Source organism: Collinsella aerofaciens, assembly GCF_019131995.1.
Classification (GTDB): Bacteria; Actinomycetota; Coriobacteriia; order Coriobacteriales; family Coriobacteriaceae; genus Collinsella; species Collinsella aerofaciens_S.
The window spans coordinates 1-24,426 of the sequence record NZ_JAHONA010000017.1 but is presented as its reverse complement, the minus strand read 5'-3'; the positions used below and the strand labels follow the sequence as shown (position 1 = coordinate 24,426).

15 protein-coding genes and 1 tRNA gene are annotated in these 24,426 nt (G+C 60.4%); 7 read left to right on the top strand and 9 right to left on the bottom strand.

The features are described from left to right. Positions 1-4: 4 nt before the first annotated feature. The 4 genes from loaP to KSY82_RS06620 form a co-directional block, all read right to left on the bottom strand. Positions 5-556 (bottom strand): antiterminator LoaP, encoded by a 552-nt coding sequence (gene loaP / locus KSY82_RS06635; RefSeq protein WP_217750623.1) that lies wholly within the window; start codon positions 554-556, stop codon positions 5-7. Between the two features lie 769 nt (positions 557-1,325). Further along, a tRNA-Ala gene (locus KSY82_RS06630) sits at positions 1,326-1,401 on the bottom strand. A 159-nt stretch (positions 1,402-1,560) separates the two neighbouring features. Then, the gene (locus tag KSY82_RS06625) at positions 1,561-2,202 is read right to left on the bottom strand and encodes a thiamine diphosphokinase (RefSeq protein WP_217750622.1); all 642 of its coding nucleotides are present in this window, start codon (positions 2,200-2,202) and stop codon (positions 1,561-1,563) included. Between the two features lie 9 nt (positions 2,203-2,211). Next, positions 2,212-2,901, bottom strand: a complete 690-nt coding sequence (locus KSY82_RS06620) for an HAD family hydrolase (RefSeq protein ID WP_217750621.1) — start codon at positions 2,899-2,901, stop codon at positions 2,212-2,214. A 331-nt stretch (positions 2,902-3,232) separates the two neighbouring features. Between KSY82_RS06620 and glgB the strand changes: the two genes are divergently transcribed. From glgB to KSY82_RS06585, 7 genes are all read left to right on the top strand, one after another. Beyond that, positions 3,233-5,500: a 1,4-alpha-glucan branching protein GlgB gene (gene glgB, locus KSY82_RS06615; RefSeq protein WP_217750644.1), complete on the top strand. Its 2,268-nt coding sequence runs from the start codon at positions 3,233-3,235 to the stop codon at positions 5,498-5,500. A gap of 92 nt (positions 5,501-5,592) precedes the next feature. Further along, positions 5,593-8,019 carry a glycogen/starch/alpha-glucan phosphorylase gene (locus KSY82_RS06610; RefSeq protein WP_217750620.1) on the top strand — a complete coding sequence of 809 codons (2,427 nt, stop codon included), beginning with the start codon at positions 5,593-5,595 and terminating at the stop codon, positions 8,017-8,019. 108 nt (positions 8,020-8,127) lie between these two features. After that, positions 8,128-9,276, top strand: a complete 1,149-nt coding sequence (locus KSY82_RS06605) for a glucose-1-phosphate adenylyltransferase (RefSeq protein ID WP_161161388.1) — start codon at positions 8,128-8,130, stop codon at positions 9,274-9,276. A gap of 4 nt (positions 9,277-9,280) precedes the next feature. Continuing rightward, positions 9,281-10,408: a glucose-1-phosphate adenylyltransferase subunit GlgD gene (glgD, locus tag KSY82_RS06600; protein ID WP_217750619.1), complete on the top strand. Its 1,128-nt coding sequence runs from the start codon at positions 9,281-9,283 to the stop codon at positions 10,406-10,408. Between the two features lie 89 nt (positions 10,409-10,497). Beyond that, the gene (gene glgA / locus KSY82_RS06595) at positions 10,498-12,726 is read left to right on the top strand and encodes a glycogen synthase GlgA (protein WP_217750618.1); all 2,229 of its coding nucleotides are present in this window, start codon (positions 10,498-10,500) and stop codon (positions 12,724-12,726) included. A 217-nt stretch (positions 12,727-12,943) separates the two neighbouring features. After that, positions 12,944-16,240 (top strand): 4-alpha-glucanotransferase, encoded by a 3,297-nt coding sequence (locus KSY82_RS06590; protein ID WP_217750617.1) that lies wholly within the window; start codon positions 12,944-12,946, stop codon positions 16,238-16,240. Between the two features lie 88 nt (positions 16,241-16,328). Continuing rightward, a complete protein-coding gene (locus KSY82_RS06585) occupies positions 16,329-16,565 on the top strand; it encodes an FmdB family zinc ribbon protein (protein ID WP_117583493.1) in 237 nt (78 codons plus the stop codon). A 141-nt stretch (positions 16,566-16,706) separates the two neighbouring features. On the opposite strand, the gene KSY82_RS06580 is transcribed toward KSY82_RS06585, so the two are convergent. The 5 genes from KSY82_RS06580 to gltX all read right to left on the bottom strand — a co-directional run bounded on the left by KSY82_RS06580 (position 16,707) and on the right by gltX (position 24,045). Further along, a complete protein-coding gene (locus tag KSY82_RS06580; RefSeq protein ID WP_217750616.1) occupies positions 16,707-18,107 on the bottom strand; it encodes an RsmB/NOP family class I SAM-dependent RNA methyltransferase in 1,401 nt (466 codons plus the stop codon). Beyond that, positions 18,104-19,024, bottom strand: coding sequence for a methionyl-tRNA formyltransferase (gene fmt, locus KSY82_RS06575; RefSeq protein ID WP_217750615.1), 921 nt, complete (start codon positions 19,022-19,024; stop codon positions 18,104-18,106). Before fmt ends, KSY82_RS06580 begins: the two co-directional genes overlap by 4 nt. 326 nt (positions 19,025-19,350) lie before the next feature. Further along, positions 19,351-19,887, bottom strand: a complete 537-nt coding sequence (gene def, locus KSY82_RS06570) for a peptide deformylase (RefSeq protein WP_217750614.1) — start codon at positions 19,885-19,887, stop codon at positions 19,351-19,353. A gap of 18 nt (positions 19,888-19,905) precedes the next feature. Continuing rightward, positions 19,906-22,362 (bottom strand): replication restart helicase PriA, encoded by a 2,457-nt coding sequence (priA, locus tag KSY82_RS06565; RefSeq protein WP_217750613.1) that lies wholly within the window; start codon positions 22,360-22,362, stop codon positions 19,906-19,908. A 207-nt stretch (positions 22,363-22,569) separates the two neighbouring features. After that, a complete protein-coding gene (gene gltX, locus KSY82_RS06560) occupies positions 22,570-24,045 on the bottom strand; it encodes a glutamate--tRNA ligase (protein WP_217750612.1) in 1,476 nt (491 codons plus the stop codon). Positions 24,046-24,426: the final 381 nt, after the last annotated feature.

Sequence of the window (24,426 nt, the reverse complement as noted above, 5' to 3'; positions counted from 1 at the left end):
GCAGCTAGGCGATTGCCTTTTTGATGTTGCGCATGACGCGCTGCTCGTTTGAAAGCACCGCGAGGCCAACGCGGGTGGTTACGCGCCGGCCGCACAGGTTGAGCTCCAAATAAGCAGTGCTCTTGCGTCTGTTAATGGTTTTGATAAGGCCTTCGTGGCCCAGCAGCGGACCAGCCGTTACTACGACCTGATCGCCATCTTTTAGGGCCTCGCTCATGGGCACTACGCGGTCTCCCCTGTGCGTAAAGCTGCCAATAAGCTGGACCTCTTCTTTTGCCAGCGGCACAAACTGACGGTCCTGGGCAAGCACCCGGGCAAAGTCGTCCATGCGCAGCAGATACTGTTGCACGGTGCGGGGATCTGCCGTGTCGCAGATAAGATAACCGGGAAAGAGCGGCTTGGTTGTATTGACCCATTCGCCGTGTACTTTGATCTCGGTTAGAAATTGGGGGTAAAAGAGCTCCTCCATGGCGCCAGCCGGCACCACGCGCTCGATGCGCTCACGCATTACGTCTTCGCGACCGTTAATGACCTGGATCACATACCACACGAGCATCACCCCCTTGCTGTCTTACGTGTGGCTCACGGGGTTTGGGTATGGCTTCGCCAGGGCGCTTGTGCGCGAAGGCGCTCCATATTCAAACCCTGAGCCCAGTCAGACAAGCACGTGGCTCTGCCCCACCGTGAACGGTATGTATAGAAGCAGTTGCTAGAGTCGCGGACGTGTATCGCAAAAATGACCGCGACCCCAGCTGGCTGCGTGCGAGCCAGTCAAGCGGGAACAAAACTGGACCGCACGCAAACAGCTGTAGGACTACTACGCTTTGACACGCAAGCTATTAAATGCACCTTGGAATTACATCAATGCAAATAAATAACGTCGCATGACTTCTTTATTGGAGCTCGTGGTGTCTCTGGCACCGCCGTTACGGCCGGATGCTGATCAACCCTGCGCTTTATGGCTTGCTGGAGCCGCGAGCACAGTTGAACTCATGTAACGCTAGGTATCCTAGCACAAGCTGATGGCGAAACTGATTTTGGTTGTGCCGGACAACATTTCGTTCATTTGACGTGTTCAAGGGGGTGGTTTTGGGAAATTGTTCACATTGATGCAGGTTATTGACGTACTGGCGGTGATTAGGGGCGTTACTGAACGCCTAAATGAAGCGTCGAACTACGCTGATAATCGCGTATGTCAAACAAACTAAGTACAGACATGGGAAATAAATTGTGCAACTTTTTGTTGGCGTAGGTAGGGTTTGTGGCGCGTGGTTTTTTGGCATGAAAAAAGGCCTTCGGAATTCCGAAGGCCTTTGCATTCACGATGGTGGAGACGAGGGGGATCGAACCCCTGACCTCTTGACTGCCAGTCAAGCGCTCTCCCAGCTGAGCTACGCCCCCGTGACGTGGAGATACTATAGGGGAAGACTTTCTTTGATGCAAGGACTATTTTGGGTTGAATCTCTTACTTACGGGTTTTCCTGGGACGGGGCAGAAATAATCACTCTTCGAGCGCTTATTTCTATCCACCGTCCCGATAAAACCCTGATGCGATAGACCTTACCTGTAGAGGTAAGCGATGGCGGTGCCGGTGTAGACTTGGATTGTGGCTGTTGACCTGACGACGTTGCTAATGCCCGTGTCGGCCAACAGGCCCAGCGAGGCGTGATCTAACTCCCACTCTAGACCGTGTTCGCTTACCACCGTCCCAGGCGCTATGGCGATGATGGAGAATGTCTTGCCTTCGGCGCCCTCGATGGTCCACGACTCACCTATGTGAAGAATGCGGGAGACCACCTTGTCCTCGGCAATCCAGACTGGGGCGTCTTTGTAGTTGGCTAGTAGGCCTAGGACGCTTAGGGCCATATCAGGACGGCCGCCGGTGGCGCAGGTCGCAACTACTTCGGCACCCGGCCAGCGACGGCGGACGGAATCGAGCGCCAGCGCCAGATCGGTATAGTCCTTGTAGGGGTCGTGGCGCTCCACCTCAAAGGCTTCGGTGGCATCGACCAACGCACGGCCCGCATCGCTCACCGTGTCGGCATCCCCAACATATACGTCGCAGCTCAAGCCGGCACCCAGCAGCGCGTCGAGCCCGCGGTCCACGGCGACAACGTGATCGCAGTCCCCTGCCAGCCTACGCAACAGATCCGCGCTCGCCACCACGGGCGAGCCGCAGACCACTAATACCTTGCAAGCCACAGCTCTCGCCTATCCCTCAAACGAAAGCACGCGGGCCAAGTCAAGCTCCTCGTAGCTGTCGATAAAGATCTCGCAGTTGGCGCGCACCTCGTCGCGCTCCATACGGCCATGCGAGTCATAAATACCCACGCGCTTAAAGCCTGCGGTGCCAGAGCTCTTTAGGCCAAAGACGGCGTCCTCAAACACCCATACACGCTCAAACTTGTGCCCATGGCGCTCTTCCAGGCGACGCAGCGCCAGCTCGTACACATCGGGGAACTGCTTAGAGCGACCTGCCTCGCCCGTGGTGGTCACAAACTCCATGTAAGCGTCGAGCCCGGCACCAGCGAGTGCGGACTGCACCAGCTCGGCCGGCGTGGACGTGGCAACGCACATGGCAATGCCGGCCTCCTGCGCCTGCTCCAAAAATGCCAGGAGTCCCTCGCGCGGCGGCACCTTGGAGTACCCATCAATCAAAATCTCACCCAGCTCGCGATACAGCTCCTCACCATTCGCGCCAATGCCCCACGTGTCGTGGTAGGCCTGGCACTCGTCCTCCAGCGACAAATGCTCAAACTGGGCAAAATCGTCGACCGTCACGTCGACACCGTGGCGGTGCAATAACTCGGGCTGGGCATAGGCCCAAACGGGGGTACTATTAACCAGTGTGCCGTCGCAATCGAAAATAAAAGCAACCTTGGGAGCGGCGGTATGGGACATAAACGAACCTTTCAATGTCAAATGGTAAACAACCTGCTAAAAACGTTTTACCAAACGTCAGGCTAACAATTTTGAAACCCTAATTGGTAAAACTGTCAAGAGTTTTACCACGGTAATTCTGCCAGTGGTATAAACATGTCGCTTACCGATTAAACGCCCCCGTAAATCCGCTTTCGTCCATAAAACTAACGCACAGGTGTTATCGTAGTTTCTGCCGAAAGTTCCACCGAGCACGCGAGGTGGAACGAATCACTGAAACTTCGCCGTCCCTTCGATTCGTGCAGCCTTGGACCTTTCGCATCTAGTCACCAAGGCAACACGCTGCCGCGTCATGATGGGATCAAACGTGAGCGATACAAAGCTAAAGCCAACGGCTAAAAAGCCCGCAACCCGCAAACCGGCTCCGCACGCACCGGAGCTCTCCAAGGACGATGTCTACCTGTTTGGCATTGGAATGTGGGAGCGCAGCTGGGAAAAGATGGGCGCGCACCCCGACACGCAGAACCGTACGCGCGGCTGGCGTTTTTGCGTTTGGGCCCCCGACGTAAAGAGCGTCCATGTCATTGGCGAATTTAACGACTGGGATGAACAAGCCAACCCGCTGGTGCCCGTGCATACGAGCGCTATTTGGGAAGGCTTTATTCCTGGCGCCGAGCAGGGCCAGCTCTATAAGTACCTCATCGAAACCAACGAGGGCGAAAAGCTCTACAAGGCCGATCCGTATGCCTTTAAGGCCGAGTGCCCTCCGGGTACCGCGAGCGTGCTGTGGACCCTCGATGGCTACAAGTGGAACGACGCCGCGTGGCTCAAGCGCCGCGCCGGCCACAACCATATGTCGCAGCCGCTCAACATCTATGAGGTGCATATTGGCTCGTGGAAGCGCCACGGCGACGCGCCGCAGGGCGAGCCCGACGAGTACGGCAACTACCCCGGACCCATGGATCCCTTCCCCGCGCAGCGCGGCGAGTTCTACACCTACGACGACCTGTCGGTGGAGCTCGTGGACTACGTGCGCGACATGGGCTACACGCATATCGAGGTCATGCCGCTTATGGAGCATCCCTTCGATGGCTCCTGGGGCTACCAGACGACCGGCTACTACGCCGCCACGTCACGCTACGGCAACCCGCAGCAGCTCATGCACTTTATCGATGCGTGCCACGAGGCGAGCATCGGCGTGATCATGGACTGGGTGCCCGGCGGTTTTTGCGCCGACTCCCACGGCCTTGCAACCTTTAACGGCCACATGCTGTTTGAGCACGAGATTCACCCTAACTGGGGTACTCACAAGTTTGACTTCGCCCGCGGCGAGGTCCGCTCCTTCCTGGTCTCCAACGTGCTGTATTGGCTCGAGAACTTCCACGTGGACGGCATTCGCATGGACGGCGTGTCCAGTATGCTGTACCTCAACTTTGGCATCGACGATCCGGGCCAAAAGAAGTTCAACAAGTACGGTACCGAGGAGGACCTGGACGCCAGCGCGTTTATCCGCCAGGTCAACTGCGCTGTAGAGGCACACTACCCCGACGTGATGATGATGGCCGAGGAGTCCACCGCGTGGCCGCTCGTGACCTACCCGCCGCAGGATGGCGGCCTGGGCTTCCACTACAAGTGGGACATGGGCTGGATGAACGACACCCTGCACTACATGCAGACCGATTTTCCGTGGCGCCCCGGCAACCACGGGCTGCTCACGTTCTCCATCATGTACGCCTTTACCGAGAACTTTATTTGCCCGCTGAGCCACGACGAGGTCGTGCACGGCAAGTGCTCGCTGATCGGCCGCATGCCGGGCGACTGGTGGCGCCAGTTTGCCGGTCTGCGCACGCTGGCCTTCTACCAGATGACGCACCCCGGTGCCAAGCTCAACTTTATGGGCAACGAGATCGGCCAGTTTATTGAGTGGCGCTACCACGAGTCCATCCAGTGGTTCCTGACCGAGGAGTACGAGACCCACCGTCATCATCAGGCGTTTATCAAGGCGCTCAACCATCTGTACACCGCCGAGCCTGCCCTGTACGAGCGCGGCTACACCGACGACGGCTTTACCTGGATCGACGCGGATAACTCCAAGCAGTCCATCGTGAGCTTTGTGCGCCAGGGCGAGGACGTCGATGACGACCTGGTGATTTTGATCAACTTTGACCCGGCGAGCTACGAGAGCTTCCGCGTGGGCGTGCCGCGCGAGGGTGACTGGGAGGTCATCTTTGATTCCGACCGTCCCGAGTTTGGCGGCAGCGGCTATGCCGGTGAGGAGCCCTACACCTGCTCGAGCGAGCCCTATCCCTGGAACGGGCAGATGGACTCCATCGAGATCAAGGTGCCCGGTCTGGCAGGCGTGGTGCTTAAGCGCCGCGGTCCCAGCAGCTATAAGCCGCCCGTGATCGAGGAGCCAAAGAAGACGACGCGCAAGCGCGCGTCCTCGGTGAAGCCCAAGACCGCGGCTGCTAAGAAGGCTCCGGCTAAGGCGAAGGCCGCTACGACCAAGGCAACCAAGGCCAAGGCTGCGGCAAAGCCCGCGACCAAGAAGCCGGCTGCCAAAAAGGCAACTACCAAGGCCAAGTCAGCTTCTGTTAAGTCGACCGCTAAGGACGCGTAACAAAGCCGTTACCGCTGCAATCACCCGCCCCGCTGGGGCGTAGGATGTAAGTCATAACCGTTCCGGGAGATATCCCCGGGGGAAAGGAACGTATGAATAAGATCTTCGACAACAAGCAGGAGTTTACCGAGCTCTATCGCGATGCCGTCATGAGCATCAGCGGCAAGAGCGTCGAGGCCGCCAGCGACCTGGACCGCTTTAACGCCCTGGCCAAGCTCGTGGCCGAGAAGGCCCGCACCGTTGCCACCAAGAGTGACGCCCGCGCCACCGCCGAGGGCAAGAAGCGCGTGTACTACTTCTCGATCGAGTTTTTGATCGGCCGCCTGCTCGACAACTACCTGCTCAACTTTGGCGTGCGCGACATGGTCGCCGAGGCGCTCGACGACATGGGCTTCGACCTGTCCGTCATCGAGAACCAGGAGCCCGATCCGGCGCTGGGCAACGGTGGCCTGGGCCGCCTTGCCGCATGCTTCCTTGATTCCATGGCAGCCGAGGGCATTGCCGGCTACGGCAACGGTATGCGCTACCGCTATGGCCTGTTTAAGCAGGAAATCGTTAACGGCAGCCAGGTCGAGGCCACCGACGAGTGGCTCACCCACGGCTATCCCTGGGAGGTCCGTCGTCAGGACAAGGCCGTGACCATCAAGTTTGGTGGCCATGTCGAGGGCTTTGAGGAGAACGGCCGCACGTTCTACCGCACGGTGGACACGCAGGATATCTTGGCCGTTCCTTACGACATCCCCGTGGTGGGCTATGCCGGCGAGACCGTTAACAAGCTGCGCGTCTGGGCCGCCGAGCCGGTCGAGGAGCACTTTGACCTGGAGGCCTTCAACCGCGGCGACTATGCCCTGGCCGATGCCGAGCGCGCCGAGGCCGAGGCAATCAGCGCCATCCTCTACCCCAACGACGCCGGCGAGCACGGCCGTCTGCTGCGCTTGAAGCAGGAGTACCTGTTTGTCTCGGCCGGCATCTACAGCCTGCTCGACACCTTTGAGAAGGAGCACGGCGAGAACTGGGAGCTGCTGCCGCAGTTTGTTGCCATCCACACCAACGACACCCACCCCGCCATGTGCGGCCCCGAGCTCATGCGCATCCTCATTGACGAGAAGAAGCTCGAGTGGGACGACGCTTGGAACATCGTGACGCAGGTCGTGAGCTACACCAACCACACCATCCTGCCCGAGGCTCTGGAGAAGTGGCCCATCGGCACGTTCTCCAAGCTCCTCCCCCGCGTGTACCAGATCATCGACGAGATCAGCCGTCGTTGGCACGAGTCGTTCGACACCACGCAGGAGGGCTGGCAGGAGCGTCTGCGCCAGACCGCTATTCTGTGGGACGGCGAGATTCGCATGGCCAACCTGTCCGTGATCTGCAGCCATAGCGTCAACGGCGTGGCCAAGATCCACTCCGACATCATCAAGAACATCGTGCTCAAGGACTTCTATGCCTTAACGCCCGAGAAGTTCAACAACAAGACCAACGGCATCTCGCACCGTCGCTTCTTTGCCGAGGCCAACCCCACCTATGCCAAGCTCGTCACCGATGCCATTGGCGATGGCTGGCTCAAGGACGCCTTTGAGCTTGAGAAGCTTAAAAGTTTCCAGAACGACACCGAGTTCCTAAAGGCCGTGGGTGCCTCCAAGCGCGCCAACAAGGAGCGCCTGGCTGCCTACGTTAAGGCCGAGACCGGTCTGGTCATTGACCCCAACACCGTCTTCGATGTTCAGGTTAAGCGCTTCCATGCCTACAAGCGCCAGCTCATGAACATCATGAAGGTGATGGACATCTACAACCGTCGCATCGCCGATCCCAACTTCCACGTGACGCCGACGACCTTCATCTTTAGCGGCAAGGCTGCCTCGAGCTACACCTTCGCCAAGGAGACCATCCGCCTCATTAACTCCGTGGCCGACGTCATCAACAACGACCCGCGCGTCAACGAGGTCATGAAGGTCTGCTTTATCCCCAACTTCCGCGTGAGCAACGCCCAGCTCATCTACCCCGCCGCCGAGATCTCGGAGCAGATCTCCACGGCCGGCAAGGAGGCCTCGGGCACGTCCAACATGAAGCTCATGATGAACGGCGCCATTACGCTGGGCACCCTCGACGGCGCCAACATCGAGATCGCCGACCTTGCCGGCCGCGAGAACGAGGCCATCTTTGGCCTGACCGCTCCCGAGGTCGAACAGCTCTGGGCATCCAACAGCTACTTTGCGTGGGATACGCTCAACGGCGACCGCGAGCGTCTGGGCCGCGTGATGGACGAGCTCAAGGACAACACCTTTGCGGGCCTTTCGGGCAACTTCGAGAGCATCTACAACGAGCTCATGAACAACAACGACCCCGACCTGGTCATGGCAGACTTCCGCAGCTACGTGGATGCATGGGAGGCGCTCACGAAAAGCTACGGCGACCAGGAGACCTGGAACCGCAAGGCGCTGCTCAACACCGCCTCCTCCGGCTGGTTCTCGAGCGACCGCACCATTCGCGAGTACCGCGACGAGATCTGGCACGCGTAAAGGCGCGCGAGCTCCCTTATGCCAGCACGGCATTACTCGACGGGCGCGACCGAGCGCCGCGCCCGTCGCTAATGGGTTTAGGAACATCGATGACAGAAGGAGAAATCGATGAGTAAGAAAGAATGCATCGCGATGCTCCTCGCAGGAGGACAGGGCAGCCGATTGGGGGCACTCACCCAAAAGATCGCTAAGCCGGCGGTTAGCTTTGGTGGCAAGTTCCGCATTATCGACTTTTCGCTGTCCAACTGCTCCAACTCGGGCATCGACACGGTGGGCGTTCTGACGCAGTACCGTCCCTACCTGCTGCATGCCTACGTGGGTTCCGGCGAGGCCTGGGATTTGGACAGCCGTGACGGCGGCGTGTCGATTCTGCCGCCGTACGAGACGCAGACCGGCGGCGCCTGGTATGCGGGCACGGCCGACGCCATTACGCAGAACCTCGACTACATCAAGGCCAACGACCCCAAGTACGTCCTGATTCTTTCGGGCGACCATCTGTATCGTATGGACTACCGCAAGATGCTCAAGACGCACATTGAGAACAACGCCGACCTCACGGTGAGCGTTATGCCTGTGCCGTGGGAGGAGGCCAGCCGCTTTGGCATCCTGACCACCGACCCCGAGGACGGCCGCATCACCAAGTTTACCGAGAAGCCCGAGAAGCCCGATTCGAACCTTGCGTCCATGGGCATCTACATCTTCTCGGCCGACGTGCTGATCGAGGCGCTCGAGGAGGACGCTCTGGACCAGCGCTCGAGCCACGACTTTGGCAAAGACATCATCCCCAAGTTGCTCGGCGAGGGCAAGCGCCTGTACAGCTACGAGTTCCACGGCTTTTGGAAGGACGTCGGCACCATCGCCAGCTTCCACGAGACCTCGATGGACCTGCTGGGCAACAACCCCGAGTTCGATCTGTTTGACAAGAACTTCCCCATCATGTCCAACATCACCACGCGTCCGCCGCACTACATTGGCCCGGACGGCCGCCTGGACGACTGCCTGGTCTCCAACGGCTGCAAGATTTACGGCACCGCTCGCCACTCGATTCTTTCGACCGACGTCATCATCGAGGAGCGCGCCGTGGTCGAGGACTCCGTGCTGCTGCCGGGTGCGCACGTTAAGAGCGGCGCGCACATCTGCCGCGCTATTTTGGGCGAGAACTCCACGGTCGAAGAGGGCGTGAAGCTCGGCTCTGTCGATACCACCAAGGATACGGCCGTCGTTGGAAATGACGTCGTTATCGGGAAGGGGGAATGATCCGATGATCAATCGCAAGGCCATCGGTTATATCACCGCTAACTACTCTTCGACCTACGGCAGCGTGCTGCTCAAGGACCGCCCCATCGCGTCCGTTCCGTTTTTGGGCCGCTACCGCCTGATCGACTTCCCGCTGTCCAACATGATGAATGCCGGCATTAAGACCGTCGGTGTCGTCATGCCAGGCAACTACCGCTCGCTGATCGACCATGTGGGCTCGGGCAAGGACTGGGGCCTGGACCGCAAGAAGGGCGGCCTGTTCATGGTGCCCGGCAACGCGTATGGCACCACCAAGGGCGGCATGCGCTTCCTGCTGCGCGACATCATCTCAAACAAGACGCTGTTCCAGCGCTCGGACAAGCCCTATGTTGTGATGATGGGCACCAACATCATCTTTAACATGGACCTCAACACCATCATCGAGGCGCACGAGAACTCTGGCGCCCAGATGACCGTGGTGTACTGCAAGGCTACGCGCAATGTTGATGACGAGACCAAGCTCGAGATTAACGAGAACGGCCGCCTGACGGGCGTGAGCGCCGGCGTCGTGTACGGCGACAACGCCTCTATGGACTGCTGCATCGTCAACCGCGATACGCTGCTCGAGATCATCGACCACTACCAGGCCGCCGACTATCTGGACCTGCTCGAGGCACTCCAGGGCGACTTTGGCAACATCGACGTGTGCAGCTACGAGTACAAGGGCGAGGTCGTGGGCGTGTTTAGCGAGAAGTCACTGTATCGCCGCAGCATGGACCTGCTCGACCAGACCGTGGCCGACCATCTCTTCGATCCCGAGCGCCCGATCCTGACCAAGGCTCACGACGTGCCGCCTTCGCGCTATGCGACCGGCAGCCACGCGTGCAACTCGATCATCTCGGCCGGCTGCATCATCAAGGGCACCGTGCGCAACTCGATCCTGTCGCGCGGCGTCGTGGTCGAGGAAGGCGCTTCGGTGACTAACTCGATCATCAACCAGAGCTGCATCATCAAGAGCGGCGCACGCGTCGAGAACGCCATTCTGGACAAGAACAACGTGGTTCCCACCAACACCGAGCTTCGCGGCACGCCCGAGAACATCCTGGTGCTGGGCAAGGCCCCGTTAACTCCCGATACCACCATCGTGCATTAACGTAGGCACCGCAACATCGCTCGTAACATGCAGAATAGCCGCCCGGTTTGCGCCAGGCGGCTATTCTCGAATTGCAACAGGGAGACAATATGGCAGATTCCAGCAAAAAGATGCAGATCGTGTTTGCCTCGGCCGAGTGCGCACCGTTTGTTAAGACCGGTGGCCTGGGCGACGTGGCGGGCTCGCTGCCTGCGGCGCTTGTGCGCGCCGGCGCCGAAGTCATCGTGATGGTGCCCAAGTACGCCACCATCAAGGACGAGTACAAGGCGCAGATGGAGCACTTCTCCGACTTTTACGTGAGCCTGGGCTGGCGCAACGAGTACTGTGGGCTCGAGAAGCTCGAGCACGACGGCGTCACGTATATGTTCATCGACAACGAGCGCTACTTTGCGCGCGACTATCCGTACGGCTTCTTTGACGACGGCGAGCGTTTTGCGTTCTTCTCCAAGGCCATCACCGAGAGCCTGCAGCACCTGCCGGCCGGCTTTGAGTGCGACATCCTGCACTGCAACGACTGGCAGACGGCACTGGCGCCCGTGTTCCTGCGCGAGTTCTACCAGGGCCTGCCGCTGTACGACCGTGTGAAGACCGTGTTCTCGATCCATAACGTGGCGTTCCAGGGCCAGTTTAGCGACACCGTGATGGAGGACATCCTGGGTGTGGCGCACATTCCGGCGGCCGCCTCGCAGCTGCGTTGCGACGCCTGCAGCATCAACTACATGCTGGGCGCGTTGCGCTATGCCGACGCCATCACCACGGTGAGCCCCACCTATGCCAACGAGATCCAGACGCCCGAGTTTGGCGAGGGCCTGGACGGTGTGCTGCGCGAGCGCTCCTATGCGCTGCAGGGCATTTTGAACGGCATTGACGTGGCGGGCTTTGACCCGGCGACCGACAAGCGCATTGCCGCAAACTACACGGTTGATGACCGTTCCGGCAAGGCAGCGTGCAAGGCCAAGCTGCAGGAGGAGCTGGGGCTCGAGGTTCGCGACGACCGTCCGCTCATGGTGATGGTCACGCGCCTGACGCGCCAGAAGGGCATGGACCTGGTCATGTATGCGCTCGACCGCATCCTCTCCGGCGGCGTTCAGGTGGCGGTGCTGGGCACCGGCGACCGCGATTACGAGGACGGCCTGCGCTACTTCCAGGACAAGTACCCCGGTACCATGGCCGCACGCATCGAGTTCGATCCGGCGCTGTCGCAGCGTATGTATGCCGCCGCCGACATGTTCCTGATGCCTTCGAAGTTTGAGCCCTGCGGCCTGTCGCAGATCATCGCTATGCGCTACGGCACCCTGCCGATTGTTCGCGAGACCGGTGGCCTGAAGGACACGGTGATCCCGTATAACGAGTTTACCGGCGAGGGCACGGGCTTCTCGTTTAGCAACTTTAACGGCGACGAGATGGGCGACGCCGTGTTCCGCGCGGCACGCCTGTTCTGGGACAACCGCGATGCCTGGAACCAGCTGGTCACACAGGCCATGAGCCAGGACTTTAGCTGGACGCGCTCGGCCGATAAGTATCTGGACCTGTATTTCTTTATGCATCCGGAGATCGAGAGGCCGGCGACGGTTGTCGACGAGCCTGTGGTTGTGGCCGAGCCTGAGCCCAAGGCCGAGCCGGTTGTTGAGGAACCCAAGGCTGAGGAGCCCAAGGTTGAGGAGAAGCCGGTTGAGGCTGAATCTAAGGCTGAGGCTAAGCCGGCTGCGAAGCCTGCTGCCAAGAAGACGACGACCCGCAAGACGACGGCCAAGAAGGCTACGACAACCAAGGCCGCTGCCACCAAGACCGCCGCAGCAAAGACGACTGCTACCAAGGCAACGACCACGCGTAAGCGCACGACCGCCGCTGCCAAGAAGGCCGCCGAGTTCGAGGCTGCCCCCGAGGTAAAGGCCGAGGCCGCCGAGGCCAAGCCGGCCGCTAAGGCTCCGGCCAAGACAGCAGCCAAGAAGACGACCGCGACCAAGAGCACGACCGCCAAGAAGGCTACAGCTACGAAGGCGACGGCTACCAAGTCGACGACCGCCAAGGCCGCTGCAACGAAGGCAGCCGCAAAGCCGGCCGCCAAAGTCGAGGAGACGCCCGCCGAGACCAAGGCCGAGGCAACCGTCGAAGCCAAGCCGGCCGCCAAGACCACCACGCGCAAGCGCACGACGACGGCCAAGAAGACCACGGCAAAGACCACGACTCCCAAGGCAGAGACTAAGCCCGAGCCCGCCAAGGAGAGCCCGGTCTCCCCCGCCGCTCCGGCAGAGAAAAAGGCTCCGTCCAAGAAGACGTCCGTCCGCAAGGCCACGGCCACCCGCAAGCGCCGCTAGCCCACAGACGATCCAAAACCTAATCAAACCCTATGTAAGGGGCGCTCCAACCGGGCGCCCCTTCTCTGTTGATAGTTGGTAAAACGATTTTCTAGGACAACCGTTCGCCGATGGTAAACGGATGTTGTTTATACAGCCTGTGTACAAAAGATATACTTACATCCTGTGCGTAAAGCCATGGCCCGCAGGCCGTGATTCTATTGAACTGGACCGAATTATGAGATTGATTCACAACAGCCGTCTGCCGCAGTTTCGTACTCCGTTTGGCGCTGTGACCACTGGAACTTCCGTTTCGCTCTCGGTGATTTTGGAGGATGCCGACCCCAACCAGGCAACGCTTACCCTGCGTACCTGGGTCGATGATATCGGTGAGTCTCTGTATCCCATGACGCACGAGGGCGACGGCATATTTAGCGTAGAACTCAAGTGCACTGAACCATGTCTTATCTGGTACAGCTTTATCTGCAATATCGAAGGCCAGCCTGAGGTTCGCCTGGGCGCACCACAGGGCCGCACCGGCGGCGAAGGCGTAACCTACGACTACGCTGAGGTGCCGTCATTCCAGGTCACCGTCTACAAACACCGTGAGAACCGTCCCACCTGGTACGAGCGCGGTATGGTCTACCAGATCTTCCCCGATCGCTATGCCCGCGACGAGCACTGGCGCGAGCGCACGCTGGCCGAGGTCGAAAAACCGCGTAAGGGCATTCAGCGCCGCATGGTCGAGGACTGGAACGAGCCGCCTGTGTACGAGCGCGCCGAAGACGGCTCCATCAAGACCTGGGATTTTTACGGCGGTTCGCTCAAGGGCATCCAAAATGACCTGCCCCGCATCGCCGAGCTGGGCTTTACGGCCATCTACCTCAACCCCATCTTTGAAGCCGCGAGCAACCACCGCTACGACACCGCCGATTACACCAAGATCGATCCGATTCTGGGCACCGAGCAGGACTTTACCGAGCTGTGCGAGGCGGCCGAGAAGCTGGGCATTTCCATCATTCTGGACGGTGTGTTCAACCACACGGGCGACGATTCGATCTACTTCAACCGCTACGGCAACTACCCCGGCGTGGGCGCGTGGCAGAGCGAGGATTCGCCGTGGCGTGATGCGTTTTATTTCCACGAGGACGGCTCGTACGACTGCTGGTGGGGCGTGGGCAATATGCCCGCCATCAATGAGAGCTCCGAACTGGTACGCGAGAGGCTCCTGGGCAAGGACGGCGTGATCCGCAAATGGCTGCGCGCCGGCGCTCACGGTTGGCGCCTGGATGTGGCCGACGAGCTTTCCGACGATTTCCTAGCTGAGATCAAAAAAGCTGTGCTCGCCGAGAAGCCCGACGCGCTGCTGCTCGGCGAGGTCTGGGAAGATGCCTCCAACAAGATCAGCTACGGTCATCTGCGTCGCTATCTGCAAGGCTCTGAGCTCGACTCGACCATGGATTACCCCTTCCGCGATATGGTCATCGGCTTTTTGATGGGCTACAAAAACGCCTACCAAGCTGCCGAGGATATCGAGACCTTGCGCGAGAACTATCCGCGTGAGGCCCTGTCTTGCGCGCTTAATCTGCTTTCGAGCCACGACCGTCCGCGCATTATCTCGGTGCTCGGCGGCGGCCCTGACGAGTCGCAGCTGCCCGAGAGTGAGCGCAGCAAATGGCGCCTGGACGAGAACTCCATGGGCCTGGCCAAGAGCCGCTTTTGGCTGGCGACGCTCATGCAGATGACGTTCCCGGGCGTTCCCTCAATCTATTACGGTGACGAGTACGGCTTGGAGGGTCTCACCGATCCGGGCAATCGCCGCACGCTGCCTTTGAAGGAAGACCTGCACGACTTCGATACGCTCGCCATCCTTAAAAATGCCTCGGCCGTGCGCCGCGCCCTGCCGTTTATGGTTGACGGCGAGATCAAGGCCTTCGCGCTCAACGACGAGGTACTCGCCTACACGCGCACCGGTAAAGACGGTGAGGCCGCGACGGTAATCATTAACCGCAGCCTGCGCAATTCACACCGCGTGACGATTCCGGCGCTCGACGAATGTGCGAGCGATGTGATTAGCGGTCACGAGTGCGAGATTCACAATGGCACTGTCACACTCGATCTGTATCCGCTGGGGTCGTCGATCATCTATCACCACGCCGAGCAGCGTCTGCAAGAGCCGCTCGATCACGGCGCGGGTGTCGTTTGTCACATCACCTCGGTACCGACCGACGATGGCAAGCCCGGTACGATCGGCGCACCCACGCGTCGCTTTATTGACCATCTGGCCGCCATGGGCATGCGGTACTGGCAGGTCCTGCCCGTCAACCCGACGGATTTCTTCCGCTCCCCCTATGCCGGGCCCTCGGCTTTTGCGGGCAATATCGACCTACTGCCCGAGAGTCACGAGGAGCTGGCCGCCGACTTTGCTGTCTGGAAGACCCACGGCGGCGAGGATGCCGATCCGCTCTACACCGCGTTTAAACATCGCAACGCCGATTGGCTCGAGAAGTACTGCGTCTACATGGCCGTTAAGAAGTACTTTGAGGGCGAGTCACGCCACGATTGGCCGGCAGATGTCGCGCGCTACAACGAGTATCTAATCGACGACAAGCGCTTCCACGACGAGGCGGAGCTTCAGGCGTACATGCAGTACCGCTTTGACCTGGCTTGGTGCGAGCTTATGAACTATGCGCACAAGAAAGGAATCGAGGTCATCGGCGATATCCCGATGTATGTCTCGGACGATTCGGCCGATGCGTGGAGCGAACCCGAGAACTTCTGGCTGTCCGATACCGGCAAAGCAATCGAGATTTCCGGCGCGCCGCCCGACAACTTTGCACCCGAGGGTCAGGTGTGGGGCAACCCGACGTTCCGCTGGGACCACATGAAGCAGAACGGCTATAGCTGGTGGATGGATCGCCTACGTCGTGCGTTCTCGCTCTACGACCGCGTGCGCCTGGATCACTTCCTGGGCTTCCACAGCTACTTCAGTATCCCCGCTGGCAAGGCTTGCGCCGAAGGTCGATGGCTGGCGGGACCGGGCAAGGACCTGTTTCAGACCGCCTATGACGAGCTGGGTCCGCTCAACTTTATCGCCGAGGACCTGGGCTATTTGACGCCCGGTGTTCGCGCCATGGCCTCGAGCTGTGGTTTCCCCGGCATGGACGTGCTGGAGTTTGGCGACTACGACGTCCGTTGCGGCGTGCACCTTACGCCAGGAAAGATCCTGTATACCTCGACGCACGACACGTCGACGCTCGCGGGTTGGTGTACGCGTTCCTTTGCGGGCGGCGACGAACCGAGCGGTGTTGAGGTGGCGGCCAAGCTGATGAGCGACGCGCTAGCAAGCGACGCTCCCCTGGTGATGATGCCGCTGCAGGATGTCCTGGGGCTTGGCGACGACGCGCGCATGAACGTGCCGGGCGTGGCCACGGGCAACTGGACCTGGCAGGCTGACGAGGCCGACGTTGCGGCCGCCGAGGGCAAAACCGCACAGCTCCTGCGCAACACGCATAGATTCTGGGGCGAAGCGTGATAAAACGCCCGATATAGGGTACAGTTACAGACGTTTGAATTTTTGCGGGCAGAGTAATCTGCCCGCTTTGTGCTGAAAAGGAAGTATTATGGCGCGCTACGATTACAAGTGCTCGAGCTGCGGCAACGTGTTTGAGGTTGAGCATCCCATGTCCGAGACCCCCGAGGTCGTGTGCCCCAACTGCGGCGCTCCGGCCGCCAAGACGTTCTCGGCCAGCGGCATCAAGTTTGAGGGCAGCGGCTTCTACAACACCGACCAGCGCAGCGGTGGCTCAAGCACCAGCGCCACGAGTGGCTGCTGCGCCAACTGCCCGCACAGCCACTAGAAACCAAACAGCCCCGCGACCGACACCGATCGCGGGGCTTATTCTTTAGCTAACCAGGTTTCCTTATGAGTTGCGGTGAAATAAAGACTGTTTGGCGGTTAGAAGCCGATATTCAATCCCTATTTCACCGCAACTTAGTAGTTACTTGCGGATTATTCTGGCGCAGAAGTGGCCGTCGTAGGAATCGGCATTTACCGGCACGCTTTGGAAGAGGCCTCGATCGTTTTGGCGTACGGAAACGAGCTTCTTGGCCTGATCGAACTCGGGGAGTTGCAGAATCTGTGCTTTGGAAAGCGGCGCCACGCTAAAGCCGGCACCCTCGGGAGAAGCAAGGAAAGCATCCACCACCTGCGTGTTCTCCTCGTCGAAGACGGAGCACGTCGCATAGATGAGCTCGCCGCCGGCAGCCACGCGCGCGGCAGCCTCTTTGAGCATCGTCAGCTGCAGCTTGGGCAAATCAGTCGTAACGTCATTCTCAGTTAGACGCCATGGGATCTCGGGATGACGGCGCATGGTGCCGGTGCCCGAGCACGGCGCATCGATAAAGACCGTGTCAAACTTAACTCGCTTACCAAGCTTGGCATCAAACGATGTGAGCACCTCATCAAGCTCGCAGGCATCACCCGAAACCGTACGAACGCCCTGAATACCGGCCTTATGCAGGCGAGCGAGATTCAGGTCGCACTTGCGATCATGCAGATCGAGCGCCGTATGCTGACGCTCATAGCCCGTACGCTTGGCCTGGCACATCATCACATAGGTCTTGGTGCCACGACCGGCACCAATCTCAAGGCAGCTACCAGGGCGCGTGGCAGCTGTGGCGATGAGCTGCGCGTTGAGATCAGATGCCACCGCGGCAGCACGCTCAAACACGCCCGACGCAACCGTGGCCTGCGCATCGACCGGAGCATGGCAGCCAGGGAACACAGGCGCCACAAGCTGCGATAGGTACAGATCAGGTTTGGTTGCAAAGGCGTTCTCGTGCAAAGCGAGCGGCGCGGGGGCCAGATTGCCGGCAAAGTTAAGCGCACCCTCTGGCGTGTCAAACGACGCCATAATGCGAGCGCACAGCCAGCGAGGAAGACCCATCAAACGAGACAGACGAACCAGGCGGCGCTCGGACTCATCCACGTCGGATGCCGTGGCAAAGTCCTCAACGTTGTCAGCAACCTTGTGCAGCACCGCGTTTGCCAGGCCCGCAGCAGACTTAGCACCGCTGCGCACCAACTCAACACCCTGGCTCACGGCAACGCGGCCCGGCGTATGCAGGTAGAGCATCTCGAAGGCCGAGATGCGAAGCGCCATGCGAACGCGCGGCGCGACCTTTTTGGGCTTATCCAAAAACTGATCGAGCAACTCATCCAAAATACCCTGCGTCGCGGCAACACCGAGCGCCAAGCGAGCGGCAAACGCAGAATCGCGCTGGTCAATGGCCTTGGCGGAAGCACGGGAAGACAACACGTCGCGTGCGTACATGCCGCGGCGATCGGCCTCCATCAACACATCGAGCGCAAGTTTGCGCGCGGGTGACAGCTTGCTCATGACAAAACACCCCACGAAAGATCGGCACCCTGCAGGCCGGCGGCCCAGGCAGAAGCAGACATGGCACGCTTGCCATCAGGCTTAACCTCGAGCAGTTCAACCGAGGCATCAGAAAGGCCCAGATAAACACGTTTGGCCTGAACGAGAACCTGACCCTCGCCGAGCGACACATCAGCCGGCGCAGCATCGAGCACACGAACAGTCTTGCCGGCAATCACGCAACGAGCAGGCGCGGTATCGGACGAGGCCAGCACATGACGCACGCAATCAAGCGCCGCCATGTGCGGATCCAGACGCATCTCCTGCTTAGAAATCTTGGCAGCATGGGTAACGAGCGCCTCATCCTGTTCAGTCCACACGGCGGTGCCATCGGCAAGAGAAGGAAGCGTATCGGCAAGCAGTTTACCGCCAAGCTCACCAAGCTCCATGGTCAGCGCCTCAGCATGCTTACCGGCAACCGACGTGGAAGCCTGAGCACAATAAGCCCCAGTATCCACGCCGTGCCCGATGCGCATGATAGAAACGCCAGCAACCTCATCACCAGCGAGAATCGCACGCTGAATAGGAGCAGCCCCACGCCAACGAGGCAGCAAGGACGCATGAACATTCACAATACCAAGCGGCGCCATATGCAGCACCTCATCAGGCAAAATGCAGCCGTACGCAGCAACACAGAAAATATCAGCCTGCGCAGCCCGGAGCGCCTCAACAACCTCCGGCGTCATGCGATTAGCCTCAACAACCGGCAACCCCAGCTCAAGCGCCTTGGCCTTAACAGGAGAAGGCTCAAGCTTCTTACCACGCCCACGAACAGCATCAGGACGAGTAATAACCAGCGAAATCTCGTTGCCAGCTTCGACAAGCGAGGTCAGCGAGGGCACCGCAAAATCGGGCGTACCCATAAACACAATACGCATAAAACAATGTCTCCCCTCAACAAGAGCCGAGACGGCTACAAATAACAGCGCCAGGCCAAGTCCCAACCAAGACGCCAGATCAATTCAACACGTTCAAATATACCCAAAAACAAAGAAAGGACTGCATCAAAAGCAGCCCTCCCAACAAAGCAATTATCAGCAAAGACGTCCCTCCCTGGCCCGAAGGCACCCGGGCGAAGCGAAGAACGGCAACGTAGTCCCTGGGGCTGGCCGCCTATATATCGTCCCGCGCGCAGTTTCGCAGCGCAGCGAGAATGTTTGAGCACGGGATGATATATAGGCGGCCAGCCCCAGGGACGGACGACCTACTCAGTCTCGCCCGGTCGAGCGCCGCGGGCCAGGACGTCCTGGTACTCCTTGACGGCCTTGATGCGCTGCATCGGCTTCAGTCGCTCGAACATGGTGTTGCCATGCAGGTGATCGATCTCGTGCTGCAAGCACACGCAGAACAGGTCGCCCGTGGCCTCATAGCGAATCAGGTTAGCATCCAGGTCGTACGCTTCAACGACAACGTGATCAGGACGCTCGATCTCGCAGCTAATGCCGGGGATGGACAGGCAGCCCTCGCTAAACGGGACGAGATGGTCGCTCTGCTCAACAATGACAGGATTGATGAGCACGTACGGATCATAATCATTCTTGTCGCTGTAGTCGCAGTCGATGGTGACGAGCTGAATAAGCTCGCCGATCTGCGGAGCAGCCAGGCCGCAGCCGCCGTTCTCGAACATCATCTTCTTCATTTTCTCGGCAAGCGCCTCGATCGTCGGAGTGATCTCCTCGATGACGGCGCACTCCTGACGCAGGCGAGGGTCGGGCGACAGTACGATTCCGTTGGCTTCCATGGCCATCCTTTCGGTTTGTTACATCAAATCATAGGCGTCGACGTCAACGCTCACGCTCACGCCGCGCATAGAGCCCACCTCTTTGAGGCAGGCGTCGATATCATCAGAGACATGGTACCCCACGGGCGACTTCACAAGCAGATGGAAGCGGTAACGGTCCTTGGCTCTCTCGATTACACACGAAGCCGGGCCCAGCACCTGCGGCATGGCACTCCCCGCCCTCAAAAAGTCGGGCGCGGCAGCATGCCAGCGGCGCTTAAGAAGCTTTGCAATGCGCCCAATGTAGTCCTGCGCGTCGTCTCGGTTTGCCGACCACACCAAGATGTTGACCAGGCGCACAAAGGGAGGATACAGCGCGCCGCGGCGCTGGTCCAGGTCGTAGTCGGTAAAGATCGAACGGTCGTGCTCAGCGACGGCGCGAATGACCGGGTCCTCAGGCAGGTAGGTCTGGATGATGACCTCGCCGGGACGATCGCCGCGACCGGCACGGCCCGCGACCTGCTCCAGCAGATCGTAGGCGCGCTCCCCTGCTCTAAAATCGGGCATCTTGAGGGCAAAGTCGGCATTGACCACGCCCACGAGCGTGACTTCGGGAAAGTCGAGGCCCTTGGCGATCATCTGGGTACCCAACAGCACCGCGCAATCGGCGGCATCGAACTGCTCGAGCAGCTTTTTGTGCGCATCCTTGCCGCGCGTGGAATCGGCATCCATGCGAATAATGGCGACGTCCTCGGGAAGCATCTGGTGCAGTGCGTCCTCGATCTGCTGCGTACCCAGGCCCATTTTAGCCAGGTAGCGGCTGCCGCACTTGGGACAGCGACTCGTGGGCGCCGGATAGGGCTGCACGCGCCAGGACGATCCGCAGGTGTGGCACTGTAGCGTGTGCGTGCGCTCGTGGTACGTAAGCGCGGTGGAGCAGTGGTTGCAGGTGGGCACGCAGCCACATTCGCGGCACATCAGGAACGGCGCAAAGCCGCGGCGGTTATGCAGCAACACGGCCTTTTCGCGACGCTCTACAACGCGCTCCAGGCCTTTCATCAGCGGTTTTGAGAACATGGAGCGGCTGCCATGCGAAAACTCACGGCGCAGGTCGGCAATGCGGACCGTGGGCAGCACAGCGTGTCCCGGGCGTTCGGGCATCTCGACGCGTGTCCAGGTGGCACCGTTAAACGTGCCGCGGCGGCAGCGGTCGAGGGCCTCGGCAGAAGGCGTGGCCGACCCCAGCACGAGCGGGCAGCGATAGCGGCGCGCCATCTCGGCCGCCACCTCGCGCGCATGGTAGCGCGGGATGGAACCCTGCTTGTAACTGGTCTCGTGCTCCTCGTCGATGATGATAAGGCCCAAGTCGCTGAGCGGGCAAAAGAGCGCCGAGCGGGCGCCGACGACCACGCGGGCCGCACCGCTGGCAACCATATCCCACTGGTCCAGGCGCTCGCCCGCAGAAAGACGCGAATGGAACACGGCGACCGTCTCGCCAAAGCGCGAGCGGAAGCGGCCGACAGTCTGGGCCGTCAGCGAGATCTCGGGCACCAGCACGCAGGCCGAGCGGCCGGCCGCGAGCACGCGCTCAATCGCCGAAAGGTAAACCTCGGTTTTGCCGGAGCCGGTGACGCCGTCGACCAGCACCACGTCGCCATGAGCGTCCAGACGAGCGCGCTCAATCTGCGCGAGTGCCTGCTGCTGACCGTTGGTGAGTGCGACCGGCGCCTTGCCGCTTGCCGAGGACAGCGTGGTCTGCTCGCTGCAGCCACGCCACGCACGGCGCTCCTCCACCACCACGACGCCGCGCTTTTCGAGCGCCTTGATAGTCGCCGACATGCTGTTATAGAGCAGGTTAAGGTCGCGCGTCGTGACCGGGCCGCATTGGAGCGCCTCGATAAGCTGGCGCTGGCGAACCGCCGTCTTGGGCGGCGTATAGTCGAAGCCCTCGGGCGTGAGCATGACCCAACGATTTTGGATGGGTTTGACGGCGGGGCGCTCGACGGTCCATACGCCGTCATCGCCTTTCACGACGCGCGGGCTACCGCCCGGAGGCAAGAACAGGCGCAGGCACTCGGAAAGCGTCGCGACGTACTCGCGGCTCATCCAGCGCGCAATACGGGCAGCCTCGGCGGTAAAGAGCGGCTTGCTGAGGATGGCCTCGATGGGCTTAATGCGCGCAGGGTCGAGGGCGTTGTTGCCTTGTAGGTCGCCCAGCTCGGCGGTGATGTCGACGATGTAGCCGGCGGCCGCGCGATTGCCAAAATGGACCAGGACCGTGGAGCCGACCTGGGCTTCTTCATTGGCAAGGGACTGTGGGATGCCGTAGGCAAATGGCTCAGATAAAGCGCGCGTGGGGATGTCGAGGACCACGCTTGCGTAGGCGACGATGGGCTCAGGCGCAGGCTCGAGCTTGACCTGCTCGGCCGCGCGAGCCGGCTCCGCAGGAGTCTTCTCCGGTTCCGGCAAACCAAACAGCGAAAGTTGTTGAGCCATACACCACCTCAAACGAGCCTGGAAGGGGTGGGACAAAATAATCAGTAGTGTTTGTCCCATGGCCGATACGAGTGTCGAGCTCGTTACATCGCTCGAACATGGGACAAACACTACTGATTATTTTGTCCCACCAACCCACTCGCTCAGTATAGAAACAAGAGCCCCGCTCGGGTGAACGGGGCTCGGATACATACGTTTGCGCAGCGATTACAGCGCCATCGTGCGGGCGCGGTCGATACGCGCCAGGCAGTCGTCGCGACCGACGAGCGCCATGGTCTCGCCCAGCGGAGGGCTCACCATGTTGCCGCAGACGGCGACGCGCACAGCCTGGAACACCACGCGCTTCTTAAGGTCCATCTGCTCGGGCAGCGGCTCAAGCGCGGCGTCGATGTTGGCGGCGGTCCACTCGTCCACACCCTCAAGCGCGGCCTTGGCGGCGTCCAGAATGACACCCATGCCCTCCTTGGCCAGGCCCTTGTTGACGGACTTCTCGTCATACTCGAGCGTCTCGGCCGTAGCGAAGATGGGAGCAGCGACGGTCACGGCGTCGGTCGGCATCTTGGTGCGCGGCTTGACGATGGCGGCAAGTGCGTCGATCCAGTCCTCGCCGTACTCGACATTACCCTCGATAAGACCCGCCTCGTGCAGCTCGGGGACCATGACCTCATCGGCAAACTGGGCGTCGGACATGCCGTTGATGTACTCCGCATTGACCCAGTCGAGCTTCTTGGGGTCGAAGGTCGCCGGGTTCTTGGAGATGCGGTCGAGCGAGAACTTGCTGGCCAGGACATCGCGCGGGATGATCGTGGTCTCGCCGTCGAGCGACCAGCCGAGCAGCGCAAGGTAGTTGACGAAGGCGTCGGACAGGTAGCCGGCGTCGCGGTACTCCTCCACCGAGGTGGCGCCGTGACGCTTGGAGAGCTTCTTGCCGTCGGCGCCCAAGATCATGGAGATGTGAGCAAACGTGGGCACGGGCGCGCCGAGGGCCTCGTAGACCATGACCTGACGCGGGGTGTTCGACAGGTGGTCATCGCCGCGGATGACATGGGTGATTTTCATCATGGCGTCGTCGACGACGGTCGCGAAGTTGTACGTGGGCGTGCCATCGGAGCGGAAGATGACAAAGTCGTCGAGCTCCTTGGCATCAAAGGTCACCTCGCCGTGGACGGCGTCGTGGATGACGACGTCGCCGCGGTCCTCGGGCACCTTGATGCGCAGGACGTAGGACTCGCCGGCCTCGATGCGGCGGCGGGCCTCCTCGGGATCAAGGTCGCGGCAACGGCGCTGATAGCCCTGGAAGGGGTCCTTGCGCTCCTGCGCGGCCTTGCGATCGGCGTCGAGCTGCTCCTTGGTGCAGAAGCAGGGATAGGCCTTGCCCTCGTCCCAAAGCTTCTGGGCGGCCTGCTTGTACAGGTCCAGGCGCTCGGTCTGGGCGTAGGGGCCAAAATCGCCGCCCACCTCGGGACCCTCGTCCCAGTCCAGGCCCAGCCAACGCATGGCGCGCAGGATAATCTGCGTGTTCTCATCGGTGGAGCGGGTGGGGTCGGTGTCGTCGATGCGCAGGATGAACGTGCCGCCGTTTGCGCGGGCGAAAGCCCAGTTATAGATAGCGGTGCGGGCGCCGCCGATGTGCAGCTTGCCCGTCGGTGAGGGTGCAAAGCGGACGCGAACGTCTGATGCCATGGAAATCTCCTCGATTGCAGGATGGATGTCTAACCGCATCAGTATAAAGCATCAAAGCAACCTCCGCACAAAGGGCACCGACCTACTCATTGGGGACAGGCTAAAATGACCAGTCTTTGGGCAACCTGTCGGCACTTAGGCGAGGTTGGTCATTTAAGTCTGTCCGGTTGATTTCCGATCTCAGCCGAACACATTGAGCAAATAGGCCATTCCCGCAGTTAGCTGAACGCCCCCGCGGCCCCTCCTGGGGTCCGGGGGCGCCGTTTTCCCAGTTGATGGAACGGTGGAGATGTGTTTCGATGGGTCCGGTGGCCATGCTCCGCCCGCCGCCCGGCACCTCTTCCCAGACTCAGCCGGACGGCCGGTCCGTCTATTCCGTTT

Coding starts and splice junctions, on each gene's coding strand:
- glgA (WP_217750618.1), top strand. CDS start 10,498: ATGGCAGATTCCAGCAAAAAGATGCAGATCGTGTTTGCCTCGGCCGAG.
- KSY82_RS06610 (WP_217750620.1), top strand. CDS start 5,593: ATGAATAAGATCTTCGACAACAAGCAGGAGTTTACCGAGCTCTATCGC.
- fmt (WP_217750615.1), bottom strand. CDS start 19,024: ATGCGTATTGTGTTTATGGGTACGCCCGATTTTGCGGTGCCCTCGCTG.
- KSY82_RS06605 (WP_161161388.1), top strand. CDS start 8,128: ATGAGTAAGAAAGAATGCATCGCGATGCTCCTCGCAGGAGGACAGGGC.
- def (WP_217750614.1), bottom strand. CDS start 19,887: ATGGAAGCCAACGGAATCGTACTGTCGCCCGACCCTCGCCTGCGTCAG.
- KSY82_RS06580 (WP_217750616.1), bottom strand. CDS start 18,107: ATGAGCAAGCTGTCACCCGCGCGCAAACTTGCGCTCGATGTGTTGATG.
- KSY82_RS06620 (WP_217750621.1), bottom strand. CDS start 2,901: ATGTCCCATACCGCCGCTCCCAAGGTTGCTTTTATTTTCGATTGCGAC.
- glgB (WP_217750644.1), top strand. CDS start 3,233: ATGATGGGATCAAACGTGAGCGATACAAAGCTAAAGCCAACGGCTAAA.
- KSY82_RS06590 (WP_217750617.1), top strand. CDS start 12,944: ATGAGATTGATTCACAACAGCCGTCTGCCGCAGTTTCGTACTCCGTTT.
- glgD (WP_217750619.1), top strand. CDS start 9,281: ATGATCAATCGCAAGGCCATCGGTTATATCACCGCTAACTACTCTTCG.
- gltX (WP_217750612.1), bottom strand. CDS start 24,045: ATGGCATCAGACGTTCGCGTCCGCTTTGCACCCTCACCGACGGGCAAG.
- loaP (WP_217750623.1), bottom strand. CDS start 556: ATGCTCGTGTGGTATGTGATCCAGGTCATTAACGGTCGCGAAGACGTA.
- priA (WP_217750613.1), bottom strand. CDS start 22,362: ATGGCTCAACAACTTTCGCTGTTTGGTTTGCCGGAACCGGAGAAGACT.
- KSY82_RS06585 (WP_117583493.1), top strand. CDS start 16,329: ATGGCGCGCTACGATTACAAGTGCTCGAGCTGCGGCAACGTGTTTGAG.